Source organism: Streptomyces sp. P17, assembly GCF_032436805.1.
Taxonomy (GTDB): domain Bacteria; phylum Actinomycetota; class Actinomycetes; order Streptomycetales; family Streptomycetaceae; genus Streptomyces.
This window is the reverse complement of sequence record NZ_JAVRBF010000750.1, coordinates 1-276: the sequence shown is the minus strand read 5'-3', so window position 1 is coordinate 276 and position 276 is coordinate 1. Positions and strand designations below refer to the sequence as shown.

Here is a 276-nt window from a genome sequence, read left to right as displayed (position 1 = left end):
GATTACATCTCACCCGCGCCGCGCGTGTCTGTGCAGGTCTTTTGTGTCACGGAGGCGACCGCGAGTACCTCGCGCGCCGCCGCCGAAGACCGCCGCCTCGCCAAGGCCCACCTCTCCGTGCACATGGGCGGCATCGAAGCCGCCATCGAGACCTATCACAAGGCTCCGACGCCCAACGTCATCATCCTGGAGACCGATGGGCACAGCGATATCCTGACCGGTCTCGACGACCTCGCCGGCGTCTGCGATCCCGGCACCCGTGTGATCGTGATCGGC

1 pseudogene is annotated in these 276 nt (G+C 66.3%); it reads left to right on the top strand.

The window, feature by feature from the left end:
• Nucleotides 1–24 precede the first annotated feature (24 nt).
• Nucleotides 25–276: pseudogene (locus tag RMT89_RS42810) on the top strand (pilus assembly protein CpaE); the annotation flags it as partial.